Annotated in this window: 25 protein-coding genes; 11 read left to right on the forward strand and 14 right to left on the reverse strand. The window is 53.8% G+C overall.

Annotated features, from left to right (window positions below; all coding sequences use genetic code 11):
- Positions 1–28: 28 nt before the first annotated feature.
- Positions 29–130, reverse strand: coding sequence for a DUF1563 domain-containing protein (locus tag BN1190_RS15375; protein WP_144036124.1), 102 nt, complete (start codon positions 128–130; stop codon positions 29–31).
- Between the two features lie 2 nt (positions 131–132).
- Here BN1190_RS15375 and BN1190_RS05905 point away from each other — a divergent pair, with 2 nt between their 5' ends.
- Positions 133–327 carry a helix-turn-helix transcriptional regulator gene (locus BN1190_RS05905; protein ID WP_040286076.1) on the forward strand — a complete coding sequence of 65 codons (195 nt, stop codon included), beginning with the start codon at positions 133–135 and terminating at the stop codon, positions 325–327.
- A 1-nt stretch (position 328) separates the two neighbouring features.
- Positions 329–802, forward strand: a complete 474-nt coding sequence (locus BN1190_RS05910) for a hypothetical protein (protein WP_040286077.1) — start codon at positions 329–331, stop codon at positions 800–802.
- A gap of 169 nt (positions 803–971) precedes the next feature.
- Here the strand turns inward: BN1190_RS05910 and BN1190_RS05915 are convergent, their stop codons facing one another.
- Genes BN1190_RS05915 through BN1190_RS05925 form a run of 3 tightly spaced genes read right to left on the reverse strand, consistent with a single transcriptional unit; the run spans position 972 to position 3,451 of the window.
- Positions 972–1,913 carry a TRM11 family SAM-dependent methyltransferase gene (locus tag BN1190_RS05915; protein ID WP_040286078.1) on the reverse strand — a complete coding sequence of 314 codons (942 nt, stop codon included), beginning with the start codon at positions 1,911–1,913 and terminating at the stop codon, positions 972–974.
- Positions 1,914–1,915: 2 nt separating this feature from the next.
- Complete coding sequence (locus BN1190_RS05920) at positions 1,916–2,494, reverse strand: hypothetical protein (RefSeq protein ID WP_052461721.1); 579 nt, start codon at positions 2,492–2,494, stop codon at positions 1,916–1,918.
- A 33-nt stretch (positions 2,495–2,527) separates the two neighbouring features.
- Entirely contained in the window at positions 2,528–3,451 is a 924-nt protein-coding gene (locus tag BN1190_RS05925) for a cation diffusion facilitator family transporter (protein ID WP_040286079.1), read from the reverse strand.
- Positions 3,452–3,732: 281 nt separating this feature from the next.
- Here BN1190_RS05925 and argH point away from each other — a divergent pair, with 281 nt between their 5' ends.
- Complete coding sequence (gene argH / locus BN1190_RS05930) at positions 3,733–5,058, forward strand: argininosuccinate lyase (RefSeq protein ID WP_040286080.1); 1,326 nt, start codon at positions 3,733–3,735, stop codon at positions 5,056–5,058.
- A 79-nt stretch (positions 5,059–5,137) separates the two neighbouring features.
- On the opposite strand, the gene BN1190_RS05935 is transcribed toward argH, so the two are convergent.
- Positions 5,138–5,920 (reverse strand): enoyl-ACP reductase FabI, encoded by a 783-nt coding sequence (locus BN1190_RS05935; protein ID WP_040286081.1) that lies wholly within the window; start codon positions 5,918–5,920, stop codon positions 5,138–5,140.
- A 161-nt stretch (positions 5,921–6,081) separates the two neighbouring features.
- Here BN1190_RS05935 and BN1190_RS05940 point away from each other — a divergent pair, with 161 nt between their 5' ends.
- Complete coding sequence (locus tag BN1190_RS05940) at positions 6,082–6,489, forward strand: YugN family protein (RefSeq protein ID WP_040286082.1); 408 nt, start codon at positions 6,082–6,084, stop codon at positions 6,487–6,489.
- 88 nt (positions 6,490–6,577) lie between these two features.
- Complete coding sequence (locus BN1190_RS05945; RefSeq protein WP_082023286.1) at positions 6,578–8,131, forward strand: NlpC/P60 family protein; 1,554 nt, start codon at positions 6,578–6,580, stop codon at positions 8,129–8,131.
- A gap of 45 nt (positions 8,132–8,176) precedes the next feature.
- Here BN1190_RS05945 and BN1190_RS05950 read toward each other — a convergent pair whose 3' ends face one another.
- The gene (locus BN1190_RS05950; RefSeq protein ID WP_052461722.1) at positions 8,177–8,650 is read right to left on the reverse strand and encodes a hypothetical protein; all 474 of its coding nucleotides are present in this window, start codon (positions 8,648–8,650) and stop codon (positions 8,177–8,179) included.
- Positions 8,651–8,853: 203 nt separating this feature from the next.
- On the opposite strand from BN1190_RS05950, the gene brnQ reads away from it, so the two are divergent.
- On the forward strand, positions 8,854–10,173 hold the full coding sequence (gene brnQ, locus BN1190_RS05955) for a branched-chain amino acid transport system II carrier protein (RefSeq protein WP_040286083.1): 1,320 nt from the start codon (positions 8,854–8,856) through the stop codon (positions 10,171–10,173).
- A gap of 80 nt (positions 10,174–10,253) precedes the next feature.
- Positions 10,254–10,670, forward strand: coding sequence for a pyridoxamine 5'-phosphate oxidase family protein (locus BN1190_RS05960; protein WP_040286084.1), 417 nt, complete (start codon positions 10,254–10,256; stop codon positions 10,668–10,670).
- 47 nt (positions 10,671–10,717) lie between these two features.
- Here the strand turns inward: BN1190_RS05960 and BN1190_RS05965 are convergent, their stop codons facing one another.
- Complete coding sequence (locus BN1190_RS05965) at positions 10,718–11,995, reverse strand: GTPase family protein (protein ID WP_040286085.1); 1,278 nt, start codon at positions 11,993–11,995, stop codon at positions 10,718–10,720.
- 158 nt (positions 11,996–12,153) lie between these two features.
- Here BN1190_RS05965 and BN1190_RS05970 point away from each other — a divergent pair, with 158 nt between their 5' ends.
- Together BN1190_RS05970 and BN1190_RS05975 are read left to right on the forward strand one after the other, a co-directional pair.
- Positions 12,154–13,440, forward strand: a complete 1,287-nt coding sequence (locus BN1190_RS05970; protein ID WP_040286086.1) for a purine/pyrimidine permease — start codon at positions 12,154–12,156, stop codon at positions 13,438–13,440.
- A gap of 84 nt (positions 13,441–13,524) precedes the next feature.
- On the forward strand, positions 13,525–14,718 hold the full coding sequence (locus BN1190_RS05975; RefSeq protein ID WP_040286087.1) for an NAD(P)/FAD-dependent oxidoreductase: 1,194 nt from the start codon (positions 13,525–13,527) through the stop codon (positions 14,716–14,718).
- Between the two features lie 57 nt (positions 14,719–14,775).
- On the opposite strand, the gene ypfJ is transcribed toward BN1190_RS05975, so the two are convergent.
- Positions 14,776–15,618, reverse strand: coding sequence for a KPN_02809 family neutral zinc metallopeptidase (gene ypfJ, locus BN1190_RS05980; protein WP_040286088.1), 843 nt, complete (start codon positions 15,616–15,618; stop codon positions 14,776–14,778).
- An 83-nt stretch (positions 15,619–15,701) separates the two neighbouring features.
- Positions 15,702–16,202 (reverse strand): TspO/MBR family protein, encoded by a 501-nt coding sequence (locus BN1190_RS05985; RefSeq protein ID WP_040286089.1) that lies wholly within the window; start codon positions 16,200–16,202, stop codon positions 15,702–15,704.
- A 205-nt stretch (positions 16,203–16,407) separates the two neighbouring features.
- Between BN1190_RS05985 and cyoE the strand changes: the two genes are divergently transcribed.
- Entirely contained in the window at positions 16,408–17,325 is a 918-nt protein-coding gene (cyoE, locus tag BN1190_RS05990; protein WP_040286090.1) for a heme o synthase, read from the forward strand.
- 57 nt (positions 17,326–17,382) lie between these two features.
- Here cyoE and BN1190_RS05995 read toward each other — a convergent pair whose 3' ends face one another.
- The 4 genes from BN1190_RS05995 to BN1190_RS06010 form a co-directional block, all read right to left on the reverse strand.
- Positions 17,383–17,952, reverse strand: a complete 570-nt coding sequence (locus tag BN1190_RS05995; RefSeq protein WP_040286091.1) for an SLOG family protein — start codon at positions 17,950–17,952, stop codon at positions 17,383–17,385.
- 9 nt (positions 17,953–17,961) lie between these two features.
- Entirely contained in the window at positions 17,962–19,929 is a 1,968-nt protein-coding gene (locus BN1190_RS06000) for an elongation factor G (protein WP_040286092.1), read from the reverse strand.
- Positions 19,930–19,999: 70 nt separating this feature from the next.
- Entirely contained in the window at positions 20,000–20,341 is a 342-nt protein-coding gene (locus tag BN1190_RS06005) for a DUF5658 family protein (RefSeq protein WP_040286093.1), read from the reverse strand.
- 100 nt (positions 20,342–20,441) lie between these two features.
- Positions 20,442–21,305: a YitT family protein gene (locus BN1190_RS06010; protein ID WP_040286094.1), complete on the reverse strand. Its 864-nt coding sequence runs from the start codon at positions 21,303–21,305 to the stop codon at positions 20,442–20,444.
- A gap of 217 nt (positions 21,306–21,522) precedes the next feature.
- Here BN1190_RS06010 and nhaC point away from each other — a divergent pair, with 217 nt between their 5' ends.
- Positions 21,523–23,001 carry a Na+/H+ antiporter NhaC gene (nhaC, locus tag BN1190_RS06015; RefSeq protein ID WP_040286095.1) on the forward strand — a complete coding sequence of 493 codons (1,479 nt, stop codon included), beginning with the start codon at positions 21,523–21,525 and terminating at the stop codon, positions 22,999–23,001.
- A 60-nt stretch (positions 23,002–23,061) separates the two neighbouring features.
- On the opposite strand, the gene BN1190_RS06020 is transcribed toward nhaC, so the two are convergent.
- Positions 23,062–24,303: an HTH domain-containing protein gene (locus BN1190_RS06020; protein ID WP_040286096.1), complete on the reverse strand. Its 1,242-nt coding sequence runs from the start codon at positions 24,301–24,303 to the stop codon at positions 23,062–23,064.
- Positions 24,304–24,355 lie beyond the last annotated feature (52 nt).

Below are 24,355 nucleotides of genomic sequence, written 5' to 3' on the forward strand. Positions count from 1 at the left end.
AAGTTTTAAACGCTAAAAAGTATGGAATTTATTCTTTACTTTTTAGCGTTTTTTTAATTGACTTTAAGAAAATGTAATGTAAAGTATAAGTTACGTAAGTAATATATATATTGCAAGAAAGTAGAGGTATCTATGAAAAATAACGTGAAGATAGCTCGGATAAAAGTTTCTATGAAACAGGATGAATTAGCCACAGTAACTGGAGTAACCCGACAGACGATTGGTTTAATTGAAAAGGGAGACTATAATCCAAGTCTGAATCTTTGTATTGCAATTGCAAAAGCATTGGATAAAACACTTGATGAATTATTTTGGGAGGTAGATTGAAATGGAAAAAACGTGGATTGCTAACTTATTATCAAAAGATGAATATAGGGAAAAACGATTTCTGTATTTTGTAGCTGAATCAGTATTAATTTTAAGTATATTGCTCTTTCTATATTTAATTGTTGATTCTTTTTTAATAGATTTAAATGTTCCTGGAGATGTGATGGCACTTATTTCTTTAGGGTTTTTGAGTATTTATATACTTTTGAGATCGACCTTGACGGGTATTGAATATCCTGAAATTGCAACAAAAGCAAGATACAAAAAGGAAAAACGTTCTAAAGTTTATGGATCGATTCGTTTCGGAATCCTGTTTATAATCGTTTATGGTGTATTTAAAGGAATTCCAGCTAACTTACAAGAAGTAGTAAATGTTATTGGACCAGCTACATTAGCAACAATATTTTTCTTTCTTTTAAATTATATTTCTTTGAGAAAGTCATATAGTAAAAACCGAAAATTGCTAGATGACTAACATAATATCGATTGTGACTTTTTAAGGGTTTATTCTAGAATAGGGCGCGATTGTAGAAGAGTAATATGCATGCTTTAATAATAAGCGGCTGGGAGACTTGATTACACAATACCAGCCTGGTGATTCATACAAACAAACAAGCCGCCCAAATTGGACGGCTTGTTTCTTTTCATTCACAAACCACAACTTCCCGTTCGAAATGGGCTTTCCTCGCGATGCACCGGTCGGTGATCGTAAAACCGGCGTCGGCGAGCAGGTCGTCCATGTTTTCGATCGTCACGAGGACGAGCTTGTCGGTGAGCGGGCGGGCGGCCTTCAGGATGGAGGCCTGCTGCTCACGGGTCGCATGCGTGTAAAGGTTGTACGGCATATCGATGACCGCCGCGTCATAATAGCCGGCGGCTTCCTCGATCGGTCCGACATCCACAGTGCCCGTCAAACCGAAATGTTCGAGGTTCTTGCGCGACCCGAGCACAGCGAGCGGGTTGATGTCCCGGCCGGTCATGTCGATGTCCATCGAGCGGGCTTCGACGAGGACATTGCCGATGCCGCAGCACGGATCGATCGCCCGGACGCCTTCCGGATGGGGAACGGCGATATTGGCGACAGCACGGGCCACGTGCGTGCTGAGAGCTGTCGAATACATTTCAGGCTTCTTGATATGGTTGCGCCACCCGGCCGTATTTTCTGTCAGGCTGCCGAACAGGAAGGTGTCCCCGATACGGACGACACCGTATAGCAGGTCCGGGCTGAACAGGTCCGCCGCTGCAGCCATCTTCAGCCCGATGGATCGCTCGATCTTGCGGCGCTCGGGGTGCGGAATCTTTTCGGTTTCACCGAGAGCCATCGTATTCAGGCAGCGGATCTGGAAGGTTGTGCCGTCATCCGGCAGGGTTGCTGCGAACCGGATGATTTCTTCAATGGAATCGGCGGCTGCCAGCACGTCGAGCCGCTCTTTCATGAAAGGGCTCCTCTCGGGATCGATACAGCGGCCGCTGAACAGGTAGTTGGCTGTGGTGTCTTGTCCGAAGAGCGCGCGCATTTCGAGCCGGCAGAGGTCATGATCATCGGTCTGCCGGACATACGTATAGAGAAAACGGTCTGTCTGCATCGTCACGCCTGGTCCTCGAGAGCGGTCAGCATGCGGAACAGCCAGCTGTACAGCAACTGCAGCGTGTCATTGAACGTCAGTGCATCCGAGAATCCTTCCGCGTGATCCAGAGCGATATTCACATCCCACAGACCGTCTTCATTCGAAAACATCATGCTCCGGGTGCCGGGAGCTGTGCCGAGATCCTGATCGATATACTGTTTCAGCCACTCTCCGTGCTTTTTTTGCAAACGCAGGCCGAACAGGGCGGTCACTGTGCCGAATACATCATCGGCTTCCAAAGAGACGCCATCGACCCCGACGGTCTGGAACAGCGGCTCTTCTGCATAGACGTAGCTGCCCGGATGGTCTTTCACCCAGGTGATTGGCCGGCTGCCGATCCCGTCTTCAGCAGGGGTCTCTTCGTCCGTCTCCTTGTCCGCCGTGACATAGGACGGATTGAACAGTGGAGGCGCCAGGACCTCTGAGCCTGCTGGAAGAAGTCCCCTCTCCCTGGCGTAAGCGGCCTGCGCTTCCGTCAGCGGTATTCCCTCATCCGTCGTATTCGCTTCTATATAGGCTGTCAGCCAGTTTGATATCATTGCCACCACTCCTTCAATATTGTCCAGTATACATCATAACGTCTTTTCCGGCAGTTCGACATCATCCGGATACCATGGATTCACATGGATGAGCACTTCCCCCACGTCCGGATTGGCGTCTTTGATGGCGTTCCGCAGCCGGCTCGTAATATCGTGGCCTTGCTGGATCGACAGGTCGGCAGGGATGCTGAGCCGGATATCGACCAACACATAATGCCCGTGTTCACGTGCGCGGAGGCGGTCGATCCGCTTCACTTCCGGGAACTCATGGATGAGCTCACCGAACGCGGCCAGGCGTTCAGCGCTCACAGTTTTCTCCATCAGGATATCGAGGGCCTCTTTGCCGATATGGATGGCAAGGCGGAAGACGAGCACAGCGACGATCAATCCTGCAACAGGATCGCCGTACAGCAGGACCGGGATATCAAAGTAGCTGCCGAGCAGGCCGAGTCCGATCCCGATGACAGCGGCCAGCGACGCATACACATCAGCCAGGTGGTCGTATGCGGTTGCGATCAGCCCTTTGCTGTTCTCTTTCCTGCCGATCCGCATCGTATAGAAATAGAGGGCCTGCTTCCAGATCATCGAAACAACAGCGGTGATCAGCGCAAGCAGGCTCGCGGCTGCCGGTGTTTCAAAGATTGCCCTGACTGCTTCCGCAGCGATATAGATGGCTGCCGCCCCCAAAATGAGGCCGACGAGTGCGGAACTGATGACTTCCGCCTTGCCATGTCCGTACGGATGGTCTTCATCCGGAGGGCGTTTGGAAATCCGCATGGATGTCAGTGCGGCTGCGGAAGCGACGACATCCCCGGCATTATGGAAGCCGTCCGCAAGCAGCACGGGACTGCGGAACAGCGATCCGACGATGATCTTCAGGACGGTGAGCGCGATATTGCTGATCAGGCTGACCCAGATAGCGATGAGTGAGGGACGGGAATGGGTGGTGTTCGTCATGATCGGATCGCCTCCATTTCACATAGTTGCAGTGGGGAAACAAAAACCCCTGACACAGGTGTGTCAGGGGAGTGGGTAGAAAATTTATAAGTTCGGTCAGTATTGGACAATATGGACATAAGGATCACCCGCTTTTCAGTTCTATGAGCGTACTGTTTAGTATACCCCAAATCCGTGTCCGATACAAATGCACGAGACGGCAAGAGGGAAGTTTGCAAAATGGTTAAGATTGAATTATAATTCATCTTAATTAATAATTATACATAATGGAGGATGGGCATATGAAATTATGGGGCGGACGTTTCACATCGGAAGAACACGAACTTATGGAGCAGTTCAACACGTCGCTGCCGATCGACCATCGACTGATTGCAGACGACATCGCAGGCAGCCTTGCACATGTTGCGATGCTGGTACATTGCGATTTGCTGACACCGGAAGAAGGGGAGACGCTTGCGGATGGCCTGGAGGCGATCCAGGCGGACGTCAATTCCGGAGCTTTGAAAGTCGAAGGCGACTATGAAGACGTCCACTCGTTCGTCGAAATGCAATTGACACAGCGGATCGGTGAAGCAGGCAAAAAACTGCATACAGCGCGCAGCCGGAATGATCAAGTGGCGGTCGATATGAGGCTGTACGCGAAACGGACAGCAAGGGAAACTGCTGCTGCCCTTCAATCGCTCATCGACTCCCTGCATGCAAAGGGGATGCAACATGATGTCATCATGCCCGGATATACGCATCTGCAGCGGGCACAGGTCGTCACGTTCAGTCATCATCTCGGCGCGTATGTCCAAATGTTCAAACGGGACAAGAAGAGGATCGAGAATGCGGCTGAACTGATGGATGAAAACCCGCTCGGCTGCGGGGCGCTCGCCGGCACGACACATACGATCGACAGAACTGTGACGACCGAGCTGCTGCACTTCGCTAAACCCGTGGATAATTATATGGACGGTGTCAGTGACCGCGATTTCCTGCTGGAGCTCATGTCGGATTTCTCCATTGCCATGATGCATCTGAGCCGTCTCAGCGAAGAGCTGATTTTGTGGAGCAGCCAGGAATTCAAGTTCATCACGATGGCGGATGCCTATTCAACAGGCAGCAGCATCATGCCGCAAAAGAAGAATCCGGACGCCGCTGAACTGATCCGCGGAAAGACAGGGAGGGTCTATGGGTCGCTGTTCGCTCTTCTGACGACGCTGAAAGGGCTGCCGCTTGCCTATAACAAAGACATGCAGGAGGATAAGGAACAATTCTTCGATGCGGCTGACACCGTCATTGACTGCCTCGGCATCATGGCGCGCATGATCGACACGATGCAGGTGAATGAGCAAAACATGAGAGGCGCGGTCAAAGCAGGGTTCCTGAATGCGACAGAAGTCGCGGACTATTTCGTCAGCAAAGGGGTGCCGTTCCGGGATGCCCACAGTATCGTCGGCCGCCTGATCTTGTATTGCGAGCAGGAAGGCAAGGGGATCGAAGACCTGACAGCTGCCGAACTGCAGCAGTTCAGCAGCACAATCGGGGAAGACCTTTTCGCCTATATCGATTATGATGCGATCATCGGAAAAGGGACGAAGAAAGCGATGAAAGCCAACAACTGATTTGAAAAAACAGGCTGTACGGAATTAACCGGTATGCACCGGTCGTTCCGACAGCCTGTTTTCTACTAGTTACCGTCAATCAGCCCATGATGTTATAGCCGGCATCGACATAGACGACTTCACCTGTCACACCGCTCGACAGATCGCTGAGCATGACCATGCTCATCTTCGCGACCTCTTCCAGTGTGATATTCCGGCGAAGCGGCGCTTTTTCCTCGATTTGGTGGAGGATCGTATTGAACGAAGGAACGCCTTTTGCGGACAGTGTACGGACAGCGCCCGCCGAAACCGCATTCACACGGATCTTCTCTTTCCCAAGATCATTGGCCAGATAGCGCATCGATGATTCGAGTGCCGCTTTTGCGACCCCCATCACGTTATAGCCATCCAGCACACGTTCTGCGCCCAGATAGCTCATCGTGATGATCGACCCGCCTTCTGTCATATACGGACGTGCTTCCCGGGCTGTCGCGACGAGGGAGTAGGCGCTTGTGTCCTGGGCGAACGCATAACCGTCCCGTGATGTCTCGACGAAATCGTTGTGCAGGTCCTCTGCGTTAGCGAATGCGACAGAATGGACAACGCCGTGGATGACGCCGACTTCCTCGCCGATCTTCTTGAACGCGGCACGAATGCTTTCATCCTCATTCACGTCACATTCCGCAACGAGCCGTGCATTCCGGCCGTTCTTCTCCAGCGCTTTCTCGAGCTTGGCGAGCGACCGTTCTTTCCGGTACGTGAAGATCACGTTCGCACCGACGTCGAACAGTACGGATGAAATTCCCCATGCAAGGCTCCGTTCATTGGCAACCCCCATGACGACAATATTTTTCCCTTTCAAGTTCAGCAATTCATCAAGCATGTGATATCCCCCTCAGCAGGTTTTCTTTTACAATTAGCAGTCCGTCTCAATACCAGGTACCAAAACGATTATAGCATAGTTTGTTTTTACAGTTCCATCACCAGTATGGAATCCGCCGGAAAGCAGATACTACGCTAAAAGGAAGAGACAGGAGTGTTGAAATGATTGAACTGACAACGGGACTTGAAGGACGCAAGACTAATTATGGCAGCATCCGGCACCGGCTGGAAGAGGCCGGCTATCATCTTGGCGGCAACTGGGACTATGACAGCGGGTTTTTTGACAGGGTGCTCAACAGGGAAGGAGGGGAGACGATCTACGTCCGGGCGCCGTTCCGGGTGGTTGCGGGAATTCTGGATGAGGATCATGCGGCTCTCCTCTTTGCGAAACCGTTCCTCATCAAGCATGTCGTCAACGTCGGTTTTGAGTCCGATGAGAGCTCATTGCTGACAGCCACCTTCAACCAGTTCCAGGAACCGGTCGATAAGGACGGCCGTATTGCGGACAAACGGAAATGGGAGGAAATCGGCACAAGGGAAATCAACAGGCTCCTAGAAATCATGCGGTGAAATAATTCAGTTTCCTGACTGAAATAGTCTATACAGAACCGGGTAACTCGTGTACCTTTAAGGTATCAACTGGTTCAGGAGGCTGTACATGGTTAAAAAACTGCTTTTCCCCATACTGCTTGCCGCCCTTTTTTTCTCTGTGACATATGATGCATCTGCCGCCGGAGTCTACAGCGACGTGGGCGACCAATACGCGGCCAAAGCCGAATTGGAGTTTCTCGCGGAACGGGGTATCACAGCTTCAGGTCCGAACGTCGCTTTCGGCGTCAACAAGTCCATCACCAGACTTGACGCTGCTGAAATGCTCGTGAAGGCACGGGACCTTCCGACTTCCGGCAGACCGGATCCGAAACTCGCCGATGTGAAGAAAGGGATGCCGGGGTACGGCATCATAGCAGCCGTCGCCGATGAAGGGATCATGGTCGGCAGTCTGCAGGGGAAATTCAATCCCCGGGCTTATCTGACGCGTGCCGAGATGGCTGCCATCCTCGTGCGTGCGTTCGACCTGAAGACAGGACAGGGCCAGACAGGCTTTGCATTCACAGACGTGAATCAGAAAAGCTTTGCAGCCCCGTCCATCGGGATCCTGTTCGCGAACAATATTACGTTCGGCTATCCGGACCACACGTTCAAGCCGGAAATGACATTGACCCGGGCCCATTTCGGAATCTTCCTCGCCCGGATCCTGGAGCCGGACTTCCGTGAAGTGCTCACGTGTTTCGCGCCGGTCAGCAAGAAGACCTACCATGTCAGCACGCCGGTGACGACTTTGTGGAAAGCCCCGAATCTTGCACGCACCGTCGACCGGCCGGCCACAGGGGATCCTGCCGATATGGCGAAATGGACGAAGTCGATGACGATTCCGCAGAAGCAGTGGCTCGTCGGGAAGACGGAAACACAGGCCCTGTACGGACAGGAAGTCGAAGTTCTGAAGACATCCGGAAAGTGGATGCAGATTGCAGTGAAAGACCAGTACTCGCCGAAGAACAAGGCAGGCTATCCGGGATGGGTGCCGGCAGCACACGTGAAGGCAAGCTATGCCGATTACGATGGATGTGCAAAAGCGGTTGTCAGCTCACCGACAGCCAAGCTTTATACTTCTGCAGCATCAGGACAGCCGTTCATGACGATCAGTTTCAATACGGAGCTGCCGGTGATTGACAGTTCGTCCGGCTGGGTCAAAGTGCAGACACCTGTCGATGGTGCAATGTATCTCCGCCAGACGGACGTGAAAGTGAAGAAGCCGGGGGAAGCCGTTCCGAAGCCATCCCAGAAAGATATCCTTGCGACTGCGAAGAAATTCAACGGACTGCCGTACTTGTGGGCAGGCACTTCCGGCTTTGGCCTGGACTGCTCCGGGTTCACCTATTCGGTCTACCGTCAGCACGGAATCGAGCTGCCGCGGGATGCCAGCGTCCAGGCAGTGCATGGGACGGCAGTAGCGAAAAACCGCCTGCAGCCGGGGGATCTCCTCTTCTTTGCACATAACAGAGGGCAGGGCAGTGTCCATCATGTCGGGATGTATATCGGTGACGGGAAAATGATCCACTCGCCAAATCCGAAACGGACTGTCGAAATCATGCCGATCACAGCTGAACCGTATAACAGGGAATATGCCGGTGCACGCCGATACCTCAGGTGATGAAAAAGGAACAGACCATGCCGCCGGCATGGTCTGTTCCTTTTTTCATTTCAGTATGTCGTTATAGAGCATGCCGTCATCGACGAGCGAGATGACTTTCAGCCGGTTCTCTTTTTTCACGAAGATACTCTTCACTTTCTTTTCTCCATTTTCGTCTTCATACAGAATGACACGGGTGCCGGGATTATCGGTTTCCACGATCCCTTTCAGGCCATCGATGTCCGCTGTTTCCTTGACCGTGCTGTATTCCTCGAAGTCTGCAAGCGCCGGGTCATCCACGGAAGTTTCAGCTTCGCCGCTCTCGACCGCCTGATCGGAATCCCCATCTGTTCCTTCCATTTCCGCTTCTTCGGAAGCCTGCTGTTCTGCATCAGCTTCACTGTCCGGCGGAGTATTCACTGAGTTATCCTCCAGCGAGGAAGTCTGGTCATCCGCTGTGTCAGGCTCCTCGGTGTCCTGATTGTCTGAGCATCCCGCCAGCAGGACCCCCATCGCTCCAAGCAATAGAAACTTTTTCATAGGTGCTGCCTCCCAGATGTTTTTACAGTGAGTCATTGTATGGGAAATAGTATTCCATAACAAACAATTGACCTCCATTCTTTGCTGTACCAGCTTTTCAGATAATAATCCTTTCTAATTTGCTGAATGTTTGTTACGCTCTACAATGAGAAAAGTTTGTTTAATCCGTTTATTTCCATGTACTATGAGGAGTTGTACAAGCATTGACAATTAAAAAGAATTTCATCATCGGTTTCATGCTCTTTGCACTGTTCCTGGGAGCAGGGAATATCATTTTCCCGCCAAAACTCGGACAACTGGCAGGGACGGACCTCGCCATTGCGATGTTCGGTTTCCTGATTACCGGAGTCGGCCTGCCGCTGCTGGCGGTCATCGCGATCGCACATGCCGGCGGAGATCTGAGGTCGATTGCAGACCGGGTCCATCCGGTATTCGGCATCATTTTCACGACAATTGTCTATTTGGCGATCGGTCCGTTCTTCGGAATTCCACGGACGGCTACGGTTTCCTATGAAATCGGCATGGCACCCTTCCTCCCGGAAACACTTGCAAGCGCACAATGGCCGCTCGTCCTGTTCAGTATCGTGTTTTTCGCTATCACGATCGGGCTGGCGCTGAATCCGGCCAAACTCGTCGATCGGATCGGTAAGTTCCTCACGCCTGTCCTGTTCGCCGTCATCGCGCTGCTCGCCATCAAAAGCTTTCTGACGCCTGTTGGAACGATCATGTCTCCGGATGAAGTGTTCGGTGCCCATCCGTTCTTTAAAAGTTTCGTGGAAGGGTATTTGACGATGGATGTCATCGCGGCGCTCATCTTCGGAAGTGTAATAACTGTGGCAATCCATGCGGAAGGTGTGACGACATCGAAAGGTCTGCTGAAATCCATGATCATCGCAGGCGGCGTCGCAGCCGCAGGTCTGAGTTTCGTATACATATCGCTCGGCTTTATCGGCGCTTCCAGTATGGAAGTGCTCGGTGCCCAGGAAAACGGGGGGATCATCCTCTCCCTGGCATCTGAACTGCTTTACGGATCACTCGGGCCGATCATCCTGGCGGTCACGATCCTGTTCGCCTGTCTCACAACATCGGTCGGTCTCGTATCGGCGTGTGCGCAGTTCTTCTCTAAAGCATTTCCATCATTGCCATATAAGTCGTTTGTCGTCCTGTTTTCCGTATTCAGTGCGCTTGTCGCGAATGTCGGACTGACACAGCTCATCTCGCTGTCACTGCCGGTTCTGCTGATGATCTATCCGCTTGCAATCGTTCTGATGCTGCTGTCGTTCGTCGACAGAGCATTCGGCAGACGGCCGGTCGTCTATGCACTCGCATTAACGGGAACTGCCCTGGTCAGCATTTTCGACGGGCTGGCTGGCGGCGGTATCGTCATCGAACCGGCTTTGGATGTTCTCGGACATCTTCCGCTTCATGAGCAGCAGATCGGCTGGCTGATCCCGGCGATTGCCGGTGCGCTGATCGGCTGGGTGATTGTTTTGGCGACACCGGGCCGCAATAAGGCAGTGTGACGCTGGGGAAGCCTTTCCAGGTTTAGTGAACTCCTATAGAAGGAATACTGGGAGTAGCTGATCGAAAAGGAGAGGGTACCATGAATACAAAAGAAACTGCGCAGAAAATCCTGGAGAACAGTCATGTCGGCACGATGGCGACCGTACAGGCAGGAAAGCCATTCAGCCGGTATATGACATTCTTCTCCGAAAACTTTACGATGTACACAGCGACATCGAAAAAAACTGAGAAAGTGGACGAACTGGAGAGCAATCCGAATACGCATATCCTGCTCGGCTACCAAGACGAAGGATATGGCGATGCGTATCTTGAAATCGCAGGGACCGTCACGATCTCGGACGATAAAGGACTGCGTGAGAAAGTCTGGAACGATCATATGAAGCCATGGTTCGAAGGTCCGGATGACCCGGACTTGGTCATCTTGAAAGTGATTCCCGATGAGATCCGTCTGATGAACAAAAAAGGCGAGCCGCCGCAAACAATCGACTTCAACTGAAAAAACTGTCCTGCGCCTTTGAAATCGGGCCTGCAGGACAGTTTTTTTCATTCGTTTGTTTCGAATTCCTTTTGCGCCTGCTTGACAATCTCTTTGAGTTCGCTTTCATCTGCGCCGCGCAGGAAATAGGCCATCGCCGCTTTCCCGATCGCATAGGTGCCGCCGCTCGCGATGCTTGCACTGATGGCTGAGCCGGCGCCTGGCACGATGAGGTTCGCAAATTTGCTGCCCTGCTGTGCGATCATCCGCAGTGTGAAGCCGGTTGCCCCGATGCCTCCTAGCGAGACGATCACTTCGCGGGCGGTCTTGAAGTCGAGCTCACGGCCTGACAAGAACGCGATGATCATCAGCAGGATGGACTGCAGCGCAAGCAGCACAGCGATGTCCGTCGCGATCAGCGGGCTGAGGGCTACAGTACCTGCGAGTGCAGAGAACACTTTCGTGAAACGGAGAGCGATCCGTTCAGTAATTGTGTTCAGGCGGATTGACAGGCTCAAGTGGATGGCTGCCCGGATATCCAGGCTGTCTTCCAAAAAATCGATCAGTTCCTCGATGCCATATCTTCCGTCAAAGGCGATATTCGGGCTGCCGCCGTCCTGCTCCGTCCATTCGAGGTAGGAAGATACAGGCAGGATGGCTGCCGGTTCCATCCCTTCCTGTGCGAAAATCCTCTTCAGCTGTTCTGTCTTTTCGGCGATCAGCCGGATCTTCTCCGGCGGGTAGCTGTCAGGTTCCTTGATGCGGGACGGATTCAGTTCGTCCACCTGCGTGATCACACCGATCAGCGGAAGGCCTTCCGCCGCTTTCTTCATGAGCCGTTTTGTGATTTGAATGTCCTTATCGATATGCGCACGCTCCGCCGCTTTCTGCAGGAACAGCACAGCATCCGGTTCAAACGACTGGATGACGTTTTTCAAAGCGTCTTCGGCATTCGTATCGAACGTCTCCGACTCCCCGATGCCGCGTGTGTCGATCACTTCGAAATACGTATGGCCGTCCGCTTCGTATGCAAACCGCTTCGCCTCTTTCGTTCCGATCTCGACGTCACTCACTTCCGCAAGATAGCGGCCGCTGATCGCATTGATTAGACTGCTCTTGCCGACGCCCGTCCTGCCGACGAGCACGAATTTCGGCGGACGGGGGTTTTTCAGTCCGTCCAGGAGATTCTGAAGATCTTCATCATCCATCATAATTTTCATCATTTTTTTCCGCTGTTTCTCGGAGATCAGATTTCCGGGCAGTTTCGTGAAAAGGTCTTCGATATAATTCGAAAGATTGCCGATATGATGCAGCCTCTGCCGCATTTCTTCAAATTGGTTTCCCACGTACAGACACCTGCTTTCCTTGTTCTCTCTATCCATTCTCTACCCGATGTCCGGCCGATTCAAGCGAGGGGCCGCAAACAATTGCGATGACTGCCAGTCCATCATGCTATACTGTAGAACGAAATTATATCGTATTGTGCTGAAAGGGAGGGCAACTTATGAAACAGCTTGCGGGCGGAATACAATGGGCCGTCTTCCTGATGGCCTCATCCATCGCCGCGCCGATTGCTATCGCTCATGTGTTCGGCATGGATCCTGGCGGCACGGCATTGTTCCTGCAGCGGACAATTTTTGTTCTCGGCATCGCCGGACTGCTGCAGGCATTTTTCGGCCATAAATTGCCGATTAATGAGGGGCCAGCCGGTTTATGGTGGGGTATTTTCGTCGTTTACGCCGGAATGGTCGGCGTCTTCTACAATACATCAGGCGAAGCGCTGCAGGCACTGCAGAGCGGCATGCTGTACAGCGGTGTGCTGTTCCTGCTGCTCGCCGCAGCTGGTGTCATCTCGAAGATGAAAGCGCTGTTCACACCGGCCATCACGTTCACTTACCTGATGCTGCTCATCCTTCAGCTGAGCGGCACGTTCCTGAAAGGGATGACGGGTACGGAATCGGCGGGGGATCTGCTCAGCATCCGGACTGCAGCGGGAAGTTTCATCGTTCTGCTGGTCACGTTCACAGCCATGAAGAGCAGTCGCGGTTGGCTTTCAAGATATGCGGTCCTGTTCTCCATCCTGATCGGCTGGGCCGTCTTCGCGATTCTCGGATTGGCACCGGCAGTCAGGCATGCGCCGGGCAGCTGGATCGAACTGCCGCGGCTCTTCGTCTTCGGGCCTCCTGTCTGGGATGGGGGAGTGGCGGTCACCGCGCTGTTCATCACCCTGCTGCTGATTGCGAATCTGCTGGCATCTGTCCGGGTGATGGAGACGCTGCTGAAGCAGAAGTACGGCCAGACCGGCGAAGACCGGATCCGTCAGAGTTCCTTTGTATCCGGTGTCAACCACCTGCTGGCGGGGGCTTTCTCCGCAATCGGTCCTGTTCCGATTTCGGGAGCTGCCGGGTTCGTGGCGGCGACCGGGATGGCATCCATCATTCCGTTCATAATCGGAGGCGTGCTGATCGTGATCATGACACTGTTTCCCGCTGTGATGTCCGTTTTCGCCGCACTGCCTGCACCCGTTGCTTATGCGGTGACCTTTGCGATCTTCACCAACATGGTGTCGATGGCGTTTTCCGAGCTGGATGAAGACCCTGACAAATACCGTGCACGCAAAACAGCGGCCATCGGACTGATGACCGGTGTCGGAATCATGTTCATCCCTTCTGCAAGTTTTTCCGGCCTTCCGGCTGTGCTCGCTTCCGTGCTGTCCAATGGCCTGATCACCGGAACGCTCGCTGCGATTGCGGTTGAACAGCTTTCCTTGAGGATCCGCAAGAAAATATGAACGTGCCCTGCTCTGTAAGGTTTGCGGACTCTCCCAATCAGGGAATGAGACAAGCATCCGAGATGGAGAGAAAGGGAGATTACGATGAAGCTGACAACAGGACAGACATACTGGGACCGGACACAAAACGGGGAGGAAGCCTTCCCGGCACTGCAGCAAGACCTGGAAACGGAGGTGCTCGTGATCGGAGCGGGCATGTCGGGCACCCTTGCCGCTTCTGTTTTGGCGCGTGCCGGCAAGCAGGTGGCTGTCATGGACAGCGGAAGGGCAGGTATGGGAAGCAGCTCTGCCAACACCGGTCTGCTTCAGTATTCGAGCGATACGATGCTGTCCGAATTCGTTGATTCGATCGGGGAAAGGGATGCTGTCCTGTTCTACCGCATGTGCCTGGAAGCGATGGATGAACTGACGGAGCTGGCAGGGGAGCTGCCGGATGCAGTGGAATACCGCCTGCGGGACAGCATCTACTATGCGTCACGCGAAGAGGATGCCGAAAAATTGAAACGTGAATACAGCTACTTGAAAAAATACGAGTTTCCGGCCGATTTCCTGAGCCGGCAGGCACTGCTGGCCGAGTACGGGATCGATAAGCCGGCCGCACTGCATACATGGCATGATGCCGAAGTGAACCCGTACCGGTTCATCCGTGCACTCACTGACTTCAATGCAGCGGCCGGCGTGCAGTACTATGAGAACACACCTGTTGATGTGAATTCCCGCACGGGCAGTTGTGTGAGAACTGAGAGCGGCCATACAATACGGTATAAGTCCCTGGTCATTGCGACGGGGTACACCGATCTGTATCCGGAAATCAGGGACAAGGCGCAGATCAACCAGACATTCGCCATTGCCACCGAGCCGTTGGCCGGACCGCTCTGGCCCGATCAGGTCATGGTGTGGGAGACGAAGAAACCCTATTTATACTTCCGGACAACGGCAGACAGGCGTATCATAGCCGGCGGACTCGACGAGGAGTCGGACCGTCTGCATGAAGATCAGGAACTGATACGGCGCAAAGGGCAGGAGATCCTCGATGAAGTCGCCTCCATGTTTTCCTTAGCGGATGTGAAAATAGCGGATGCCTGGAATTCCTTATTCGGTGTCTCAAAGGACGGTCTTCCATTCCTCGGCCGTTCAGCGAAAGAGGAGAACACATACTTCCTGCTCGGCTACGAAGGGAACGGCACCTGTTATTCCATGGCCGGTGCTCGTATCATATGCGATCAAATCGACGGGATTACAAACGAATATGCACCGATCGTTGCTCCAGGGAGATGATCCGTGCGCATGAAAAAACGTTCCGGCAGCCGATTGGCCTGCCGGAACGCTTTTTTGTCAGAAATTCAGCCCGGCAAACGTATTGCCGCCTTCGATCGTGCCGTTGTCGTACCCTTTTTCGAACCAGTCCTGCCGCTGTTTGGATGTCCCGTGTGTAAAGCTTTCAGGGACGGCATACCCTTGCGAGCGGCGCTGGATCGTATCATCTCCGACGGCGCTTGCTGCACGGAGCGCCTCCTGGATATCCCCTTTTTCAAGAAGGTCCATTCCATTTGCCCGGTTTGCCCAGACGCCCGCGAAATAATCGGCCTGCAGCTCCAGCCGGACGCTGTATTTGTTGTACTCCTCCTTGGAAAGCCGGTTGCGGAGTACGTTCATCTTATCGCTGGTGCCGAGCTGTTTCTGGACGTGATGCCCGACTTCGTGTGCGATGACGTAGGCCATGGCAAAATCGCCGGGTGCCTGGAACTGGTTTTTCAATTCATCGTAGAAACTCAGGTCGATATACAGCTTTTCGTCGCCCGGGCAATAGAACGGACCTACGGCGGAACTTGCAGTGCCGCATGCCGACTGGACGCTTCCTGTATACATGACAAGCGTCGGGTTGCGGTACGTCATGCCTTCTTCGGCGAACACTTCCGACCAGACATCTTCGGTGTCGGCGAGTACGACTTTCACGAAATCCGCCCGGTCGTGTTCCTGATCGGTCTCCTGGTATTGCCCTGACGGAGCCGTTCCGCTGTCCGAGAGCACCCCGAGCAGCTCGGACGGATCTCCGCCAAGAAACATGACGACAAGGAGGATGACAACCGTTCCGAGTCCGCCTCCGATGGCGAGGCCTCCGCGACTGCCTCTGCGATCTTCCACATTCGTGCTTTCTCTCCGTCCGCGCCATTTCATATGCATAACCCCTTGCTGTAGAATGATGATTGCTGACTTGTTTTTTGTTGCTATACCCAAAAAAGCAGTCTGCTACGCAAAGGTCAGTTCCGGTTAAGTTTCCAGATCGAATAATTCAGTGTCCAGGCAAACGATACCCAGCCGATATAGGGAAGGAGCAGCTTGCCGGCCGCGGAGTCGACTTTTTGGAACTCGTAGGCCGTCAGTGAAATCATTGCCAGCAGGACTGTCATCTCGATCAGAGCGGTGCCCCGCAGATTCCATTTGAAGAACAGGAACGACCAGATATAGTTCAGACCGAGCTGCAGTTCGTAGGGGGTGAGCACTTTTGCTTTCATGGCGGGCGGGGTCTGCCGGTCTGCACGGTATTTTGCATATCCCATCAGCCCATACAGTGCTGTCCAGGCGATAGGAAATACCGAAGGTGCCGGACTGAACGACGGCTTTTCCAGCTTGTTGTAGCGATCCTGTGTGTTCCGGTTCGCCAGCCAGCCAGCGAGGGATCCACCAAGGACCGGTACCATGACATCTGCAGCAAGCTTTTTCCAATTCGTACGTGCTGTTTCGGGAACGTGCGCAGTCAATTGAATCGTCTCCTTTCGGTTACCCCTCATATTCCCTTACGGTTATGTGTAAAACAAAGAAAACCGGCCAAAGCTTGGAGCGTTACGGGAAAACTGTCACAGGTTTTTCATTTCACCCCTTTCTGTTCCCAGGCGAAAAATGATATAGTAGAATGAAGGAACGGACTTTTTAACTTTCTTATCATTCTTCAAAGGATGCGAACTTATGCAAAAACCAATGGAGCGGACGCTCGAAAAGGGACGGCATGTGTCTGACACGCTTGCCAGTGACCTGAAATATCTCTTTAAAGGCCCTGTGCTGATTGCGAATGTCCTGCCTGTCTTTGCGGGGTTCTGGCTCGCGATCTATTTCTACGGCGGGACGTTTGCCGAATATATCTCGCTGTTCTTCCTGACAATGGCGGGCAGCACGGCTCTGATGGCAGGTGCTCTGACTCTTAACAACTGGTACGAAGTGGACCTTGACCGGGTGATGGCCCGGACGCAGAAACGTCCGACAGTCACCGGTAATATCCCGATGGAGACGATTCTGAAAATCGGCATCATCCTGTCGGTTGCCGGTATCCTGCTGCTGTATGCCGCTTCGCCGGCAGCCGCCATTTATGGATTCATCGGCTGGTTCACCTATGTCGTGCTGTATACGATGTGGTCGAAACGGAAATATACACTGAATACGGTCATCGGCAGCGTTTCCGGAGCTGTGACGCCACTGATCGGCTGGGCGGCAGTCGGGCCATCGTATCATATGGTGCCGATCGTCCTCGCGATTGTCCTGTTCATCTGGCAGATGCCTCATACATTTGCAATCGCCATCAAAAAAGCGGATGAATACCGTGCGGCGGGTGTCGCGATGCTGCCGGTCGTCAAAGGGATACCGATGACAAAGCGCCAGTCGGTCGTCTATGCAGCCTGTCTGCTGCCGCTGCCATTCTTCCTGGCCGCATTCGGCATGGGATTCATCGTATTCGTCACGATCATGAATATTGGTTTCCTCAGCCTGTCTCTTGCGGGGTTCATCATGAAAGACGATTACAAGTGGGCGCACTGGATGTTTCTGTACTCGGTCAATTACATGACCCTCTTCTTCATGACGATGATCCTCATGACGACATCGATCCTGTAACACAAAAGCACGGCATGCTTCCCGGAATGGACGGGAGGCATGCCGTGTTTTTGTGTGTCAATAGTCGGTGGATGCATCCTGCTGCTCCCGCTGCATGTCTTCGGCGATCAGCTGCAGATCATCGGCGGTGATGGTCAGGATTTCATACGGATGGGTATCCGCGAACTGTTCCGCCATCCGTTTCATGAACTTCGGGGAGCCCTCGTTTTCCTCGTCGTAGACGATGAGCAGGCCGTCCGTCTTCCGCAGCAGGAACTTGTCCCGTTCGATGAACTGCCAGGGCGCCTCGTATGGACGCTTGGTCAGGCTGACCTGGAAGTCCGCCATCATCTGCAGTTCCTCATACTCTTCCTTTTTCGCCTCATTCCAGTTCTTCTCCTGCTCAAGGAACGGGGTGATCAGCGCGAGCTGCAAGTCCGGGAACTGGTCCCGCAGTTCATCTGCCGCTTGTCCGGCCCACGTCTCGACACCAGGCTGCCCGCTGATCATCACCCATTCCAATCCGTTTTCAGCGAGGGTCCTGAGCCGCTCGCCGATCGCTGTCTTGATGATGCCGATGCCGGGGTGCTTGGCATCGAAAATCCCTAATTCATGCGGTTTGTAGCCTGTCACGGCAACTCGCTTCATCGTCCTCCCTCATTTCTCGGTAACTTCGCAGTGCATCGCCTCTTTTGCATCTTCCCAGCCGACTGTATACCCTTTGCCTTTCGCACAGAACACGGAAGAGGAACTATAGGCAGGATCTGCATCCTTGTCATAGCCGATCCGGCTGATCACTTCCCCGGGATTATGGCAGGGGCCGTAGCCGCCGAAGGTCAGGGTGAGCAGTCCTTTGCCGCCTGTATACGAGGCGAATTCTGACCCGTAATTAAGGAATGTTGCAACGGGGACGCGTCCTGTTACCGTCATGGTCTGTCCGTCAGACTCTGGCGGTGAGAAGGAGCCATGGGCCGCCTGGATATCTGTCAGCACGCGGCCGGTCAGCTCGGCGGAAGCCTTGATTTTGAATGAATAATAAGGTTCCAGCAGCACATTCTCTGCCTGTTCCAGGCCCTGACGCAGCGCACGGAACAGGGCTTCCCGGAAATCGCCCCCGGATGTATGTTCATTGTGCGCACGGCCTGTCAGCAGAGTGACAGTGACGTCGGTCAGCGGCGATCCTGTCAGCAGGCCGTGATGGTCCCGCTCGGACAAGTGTTTCTCGATGACCCGCTGATGGCCGGGGGACAGGTGATCCGTATGGCAGACGGACTCGAAGCGGATACCGCTGTCACGCTCGGCGGGTACCAGCAGTATATGGACCTCGGCGTAATGTTTTAAAGGTTCGAAATGACCGTATCCGGTGACCGGCGCAGCGATCGTCTCCTTATAGAGGATCGCAGGCTCCCCGAACGTCACGGAAATACCGAACCGTTCCAGCACGACATATTGCAGCACTTCGAGCTGGATGACACCCATCACCCGGATTTCGACCTCCTGGCTGTGCTCATTCCAGCTCGCATGGAGTGTCGGATCCTCAGCGTCGAGCATACGGAATAGCCGCCATACTTCTTTGCCCGGGACAGACGGTTCATGGCGGACGGCCGCCTTCAGGGCAGGGACGGACGACCCGTCCTGTTTGGGCGGAATGACCGCACCGATGACATCGCCTGCCGCGGGCTTGGAAAGACCGAGAACAGCAACCAGGTCACCGGGATATGCTTCGGCAGTTGTGACGAACTGGCTGCCATTAAACAGGCGGAGCTGTGTCACTTTTGCCGGCTCGCCGCCAGAGACAGCTAGTTCATCGCGCACGTCCAGCACTCCGGCATGGACTTTCAGGAACGTCATCCGCCTGCCGTCTGAGTCATGACGGATTTTGTAAACAGTTGCTGCAAAAGGGGCCGACCGCAAAGCGGGCTGTTCGTCCTGTTCCGTTAGCTCCGAGAAGGCAGCGAAAAATTCATCGATGCCGCTATTGTGCAGCGCAGAGCCCTGTCCGCACGGAAACACACGGCCTTCCCGGATGGCGGAGAGCAGGGAACGGTGCCAGAGTGCGGCATCATACCCGGAGTCCAGATACTGTTCCAGCAGCTCATCATCACGCTCAGCGAGCCACTCGGCAAGCTCATCGGACATCGTACCGTCTGGATTGAGATGGCTGAGATCGAAGATGTTGTCTGATAGTAGACTTGCCATCTCGCCGAAAAGGGCAGTGGCGTCCGCCGTTTCCCTGTCCATTTTATTCAGGAACAGGAACGTCGGTATATTGCGGGCGCGCAGCAGTTCCCAAACGCGCTCCGTATGCCCCTGCACGCCGTCCGCTCCGCTGATCAGGAGGATGGCGGCGTCCATGACGTGAAGGGCCCGTTCCATCTCAGGGGAGAAATCGGCGTGTCCCGGCGTATCGATCAGTGTGAATGCACGGCCGTTGTATGCCAGTTCCGCCTGCTCGGCGAACACCGTGATTCCCCGGTCCCTCTCGATGGAATGGTTATCGAGGAATGCATCCCGGTGATCGACGCGGCCCCGTTTCCGCAGATGGTTCGTATTGAATAGGAGCTGCTCGGAGAACGTCGTCTTTCCGGCATCCACGTGCGCCAGTATTCCAATTGTCTGTTTCATGATACACCCTCGCAATCTGCTGAATCTTCTTCTGCCAGTATAACATCCGGAGACGTCCGGTACGAACCGATCAGGCCAGGAAGATGAGGGAGAGCGCAATCCAGCACGCATGCAGAAGAAGGACGGAGCAATAGAGGATGATGGCGGCCGCGAGCAACCGTCGGACCGCAGGAGACTGGCTGCAGGGAGACCACAGGGCCATCAGCAGAATCGGCCCAGCCAGTTTCACCAGATAGAACGAAAGGCGGCTGTCCTCGTACAGCAGCGCCATAAGGGGATTGCTCTCCGCGATCAGGCCGAGCCGGATGCCTGTATCCGTAGCAAGAGCATCCGCAGTGCACAGACAGAGCAGGAGACCGAGCTGCCAGCGGCCGGTCATCAGCGTCTTCCGCTCTGTAACGTCGTTGTCCAAACAATCCCTCCGCTTCAGAGTGCATTTCCTCTAAGAATGCATCTGCCGGAGTGGATTTAAACAAAAAAGCGAGACGCCAGGGCGTCTCGCTGGGTAGCTCTCAGTGGATCGGGGATTTGAAGCGAGAGCCATGGGTCTCCTGTGTGTCCATGATTGTCGTAAAGGCGGACGGGTCGATATCATGGACGATCTGCTTAAGCTTGGTCAGTTCAAGGCGGGTCACGACGACATAGATGACATCTTTCTCATCATCGCTGTATCCGCCCTTGCCGTGGAGCTTCGTGACGGACCGGCCGAGACGCTGACCGATCGCTGCCGCCATCTCCTCGAATTCGTCCGACACGATGATGGCCGCTTTCGTTTCATCGAACCCCTGGATAACGGCGTCAATCGCCTTGGAAGCGATATAGTACGTCAGGATCGAGTACATCGCTTTCTCCGGACCGAGGACGAATGCCGCCCATCCGAAGATGAAGATGTTGAGGAACATCACGAATTCACCGACGGAATAAGGGATCTTCCGTGTCAGCAGGATCCCGAGAATCTCCGTACCATCCAGGGCACCGCCGTTCCGGATGACAATGCCGACCCCGGCGCCGAGTATGATCCCGCCGAACGCTGTTGCCAGCAGAGGGTCGGTAACGAACGGACCGACCGCTTTCAGAGGGAATTCGATGACGGCGAGGAAGACGATGGCGAACGTAGACGAAATGAAAAAGTTCTTGCCGATATGCTTGTAGCCGAAAAAGACGAACGGCAGGTTGAACACGAGGATCAGAATGCCGAACGGGATATTGGACAGGTAATTCACGATCAGCGAAATACCGATGATGCCGCCGTCGATGACGGAATTCGGGATGAGGAACAATTCAAGTGCGACCGCCGCAAGCGTCGCGCCGACGGCTATGTACAGATACCGCAGGATGAGATGCCGGAACGATTCTTTCTTATGTTCTTTCTTCATTTTGAGAAGCCACCTTCGGGGTACGGATCCGGCCAACGTGCGGACATTTGCGGGAAAGTCCGAAAAAACAGCCGGTTTTCGTGTATACGATAAGTATATCACTGAAACCGTTTACAGAAAAACTATTGACAGCGGAAAAAAACGCGTTTACTATTCCAATAACGACTAATTAGCGACAGTTGTTTCTAGTCTGATAAATCGAATGGGGTGGAGCTGTATGGAGAAAAACATAACTCGTGAAAAACGCGAAATCAATTTCTGGATGGCACTGCTGCCGCTGGTCATCATGATCCTCGTCATGCTCGTAACCGTCGTCTGGCTGGGGCAGGGCCCGCATATGCCGCTGATCCTCGGTACGTCTGTTGCGTCATTGGTAGCCTGGAAATACGGATTCACGTGGAAAGAGATAGAGGAAATGATGTACAAAGGGATCCGTCTGGCGCTTCCGGCTGTTGTCATCATCATGCTTGTCGGTTTGACGATCGGTGCCTGGATGGGCGGCGGAATTGTCGCGACTATGATCTTCTACGGATTGAAATTGATAACACCCGCATGGTTCCTCGTCGCCATCATGATCATCTGCTCGATCGTCTCCCTTGCAATCGGCAGCTCCTGGTCGACAATGGCGACCATCGGTGTTGCCGGAATGGGAATCGGGCTCAGCATGGGGATTCCTGCCGGCATGGTTGCCGGGGCAGTCATCTCAGGTGCTTATTTCGGTGATAAAATGTCACCGCTTTCAGACACGACCAACCTGGCTTCCGGATTGACAGGAACCGATCTTTTCGATCATATCAAGCACATGCTGTATACGACAGTGCCGGCACTGCTGATTGCGTTCGGCGTCTTCACGTTCCTCGGCCGGCGCTTTGCGGACGCCCATCTGGAACTCGGCCAGATCGCACAGACTTCGAAAGTCATGCAGGAGAGCTTCCTGATCTCCCCATGGCTGCTGCTTGTCCCGCTGGCCGTCATTATGATGGTCGCCATGAAAGTGCCGGCTGTCCCTGCACTCATCGTCGGGATCCTCATGGGCTTCCTCAGCCAGATCTTCATCCAGGGCGGAACGGCGACAGACGCCCTGACGGCACTGCAGGAAGGTTTTTCAATCAATACCGGTAACGAACTTGTCGACAACCTGTTCGACGGCGGCGGACTCGACTCCATGATGTACACCGTCTCGATGACGATCGTCGCCATGACATTCGGCGGTATCCTCGAGTATTCAGGTATGCTGAAAGCCATCATGGATCAGCTGATGAAAGTCGTGAAGTCGACGGCTTCCCTTATCATCTCGACGATCGGCGCCTGCATCATGACGAATACGACGTGTGCAGAACAGTATATTTCCATCGTCGTTCCGTCACGCATGTTCAGCCGTGCGTATAAAGACAAAGGGCTGAGTTCGAAAAACCTGTCCCGCGCTTTGGAAGACGGCGGAACGCTCACGTCGGTCTTCATCCCATGGAATACGTGCGGGGTGTTCATCCTCGGGACGCTTGGTGTCGGGGTGACGGAATACGGTCCGTATGCGATCATCAACTTCGTCGTGCCGATCTTGTCCATCATCTATGCGCTGACTGGATTCTCGATCGTCAAAATGTCAGACACCGAGCGGCGGAAAATGGAGGAGCAGGATGCGAAGCTGCTTGAGAATCCCGAAATGGAAGAGGATCAGATGCCGGCGCACTCCTGAACACAGTGAAATACCTGCCCGATGTCACCAGTCAGCCGGTGACTTCGGGCAGGTTTCTTTTTAATAGACCGGAAAGTTCAGTTCGTATACCGCCCGCGGCCGTCCCTGCCGATAGGTCATCTCCTCGCCGATCGTCCGGATATACTCGAAAGGCAATAGTTTTTTGATGGTCCGCTCGGCTGTCCGCCTTGAAACACCGAGATAGTCAGCCAGGTCGTTGGCCGTGAACTGCAGGGTGTTCTGGTTTTGACCGAACGAGGTGAGCTTCGATAATACCGCAGGGCTTAAAGCCGTCTGTTCTGCAATCTCGGTGAGCGCCGTCCCGGTGACGCGGAGTTCGATGGCGTCTCCGCCTATCTTGTACAGATTACGCAGGTTTTTCTTATCATCCAGCAGATAGAGACCGTCCGGATGCTCGACCTTCATGTACCCCAGTGCGCTTTCGGCGTTTTCTTTTGCAGCCGTCAGCGTGTGGCCGATTCCGAACGCAAGCATCCCTTCCGCACTGCGGGCCGTCTGCTGGAACTCCGGCAGCTGGACGGCCGCGCGGATGGCGCCTTGTGTCGTGTATAGAAGTGCGCCGTCCCCATTATCGAAATGATGGGCATGCAGCAGCCGGGCCAGCCGGTTCACAATATCCCCGCTGTCTGTCAGGCGGCTGTCGGCCTGAAGGATGCCGACAGCCGCTTTCGTCGTTTCGCTTTTTTGATAGAGGGCTTCCTGGCATAACGCATCGACGGCTTTCAGAAATGAGCTTTTGACATTGATCATCTTGACCGCAGGAAGACCGGACGACACGAGACGGTCATAGGCGGCGTGGACACTTGTCACGGCAAGGCGGGCACAGCCCGACTTCAGAGCGTCTGCATGGAACGCGACGATGTCTTCCAGCCTGTATTTTTCATCCAGCACGTGCACAGCCGGCCAAACCTCAGAAGGGGCGCTGGCTGTCAGGACGTTTTCGAGGACCGTCTTGTCGCGGACATCGATGGACAGCCCGGAAAGCGGAATCCTCCGATGCAGTGCAATCGACAGAAGTGTCGCCGCGATTTCCGTCTCGTCCTGTTTCATGTAGACGGCAGGCACGGGAATCGTTTTCAACGCCCCTTCGGCTGCCATATAGGGGAGTGATCCCGAAAAGAGGATCGCGTCACACGGCCGCAGTTTCTTCAGAAGCCCGGGCGATTGTTCCGGCACCTCATAGGGATACAGCTCCAGTGAAATATCAGGTCGATGTTCGGTGAACTCCTCCGCCCGTCTGCAAAAAGACTCCGAACCAATAATGGCAATTTTTGTTTTCAATGAATTTTCCACCTTTATAATTAGCGACTATTTAACGACAATGATACACTAC

This window comes from Sporosarcina koreensis, assembly GCF_000826145.2.
Taxonomy (GTDB): Bacteria; Bacillota; Bacilli; order Bacillales_A; family Planococcaceae; genus Sporosarcina; species Sporosarcina trichiuri.

Excerpts from the sequence above, each read along its gene's own strand:
- BN1190_RS05905 (WP_040286076.1), top strand. The coding sequence starts at position 133 with ATGAAAAATAACGTGAAGATAGCTCGGATAAAAGTTTCTATGAAACAG.
- BN1190_RS05910 (WP_040286077.1), top strand. The coding sequence starts at position 329 with ATGGAAAAAACGTGGATTGCTAACTTATTATCAAAAGATGAATATAGG.
- BN1190_RS05915 (WP_040286078.1), bottom strand. The coding sequence starts at position 1,913 with ATGCAGACAGACCGTTTTCTCTATACGTATGTCCGGCAGACCGATGAT.
- BN1190_RS05920 (WP_052461721.1), bottom strand. The coding sequence starts at position 2,494 with ATGATATCAAACTGGCTGACAGCCTATATAGAAGCGAATACGACGGAT.
- BN1190_RS05925 (WP_040286079.1), bottom strand. The coding sequence starts at position 3,451 with ATGACGAACACCACCCATTCCCGTCCCTCACTCATCGCTATCTGGGTC.
- argH (WP_040286080.1), top strand. The coding sequence starts at position 3,733 with ATGAAATTATGGGGCGGACGTTTCACATCGGAAGAACACGAACTTATG.
- BN1190_RS05935 (WP_040286081.1), bottom strand. The coding sequence starts at position 5,920 with ATGCTTGATGAATTGCTGAACTTGAAAGGGAAAAATATTGTCGTCATG.
- BN1190_RS05940 (WP_040286082.1), top strand. The coding sequence starts at position 6,082 with ATGATTGAACTGACAACGGGACTTGAAGGACGCAAGACTAATTATGGC.
- BN1190_RS05945 (WP_082023286.1), top strand. The coding sequence starts at position 6,578 with ATGGTTAAAAAACTGCTTTTCCCCATACTGCTTGCCGCCCTTTTTTTC.
- BN1190_RS05950 (WP_052461722.1), bottom strand. The coding sequence starts at position 8,650 with ATGAAAAAGTTTCTATTGCTTGGAGCGATGGGGGTCCTGCTGGCGGGA.
- BN1190_RS05960 (WP_040286084.1), top strand. The coding sequence starts at position 10,254 with ATGAATACAAAAGAAACTGCGCAGAAAATCCTGGAGAACAGTCATGTC.
- BN1190_RS05970 (WP_040286086.1), top strand. The coding sequence starts at position 12,154 with ATGAAACAGCTTGCGGGCGGAATACAATGGGCCGTCTTCCTGATGGCC.
- BN1190_RS05975 (WP_040286087.1), top strand. The coding sequence starts at position 13,525 with ATGAAGCTGACAACAGGACAGACATACTGGGACCGGACACAAAACGGG.
- ypfJ (WP_040286088.1), bottom strand. The coding sequence starts at position 15,618 with ATGAAATGGCGCGGACGGAGAGAAAGCACGAATGTGGAAGATCGCAGA.
- cyoE (WP_040286090.1), top strand. The coding sequence starts at position 16,408 with ATGCAAAAACCAATGGAGCGGACGCTCGAAAAGGGACGGCATGTGTCT.
- BN1190_RS05995 (WP_040286091.1), bottom strand. The coding sequence starts at position 17,952 with ATGAAGCGAGTTGCCGTGACAGGCTACAAACCGCATGAATTAGGGATT.
- BN1190_RS06000 (WP_040286092.1), bottom strand. The coding sequence starts at position 19,929 with ATGAAACAGACAATTGGAATACTGGCGCACGTGGATGCCGGAAAGACG.
- BN1190_RS06010 (WP_040286094.1), bottom strand. The coding sequence starts at position 21,305 with ATGAAGAAAGAACATAAGAAAGAATCGTTCCGGCATCTCATCCTGCGG.
- nhaC (WP_040286095.1), top strand. The coding sequence starts at position 21,523 with ATGGAGAAAAACATAACTCGTGAAAAACGCGAAATCAATTTCTGGATG.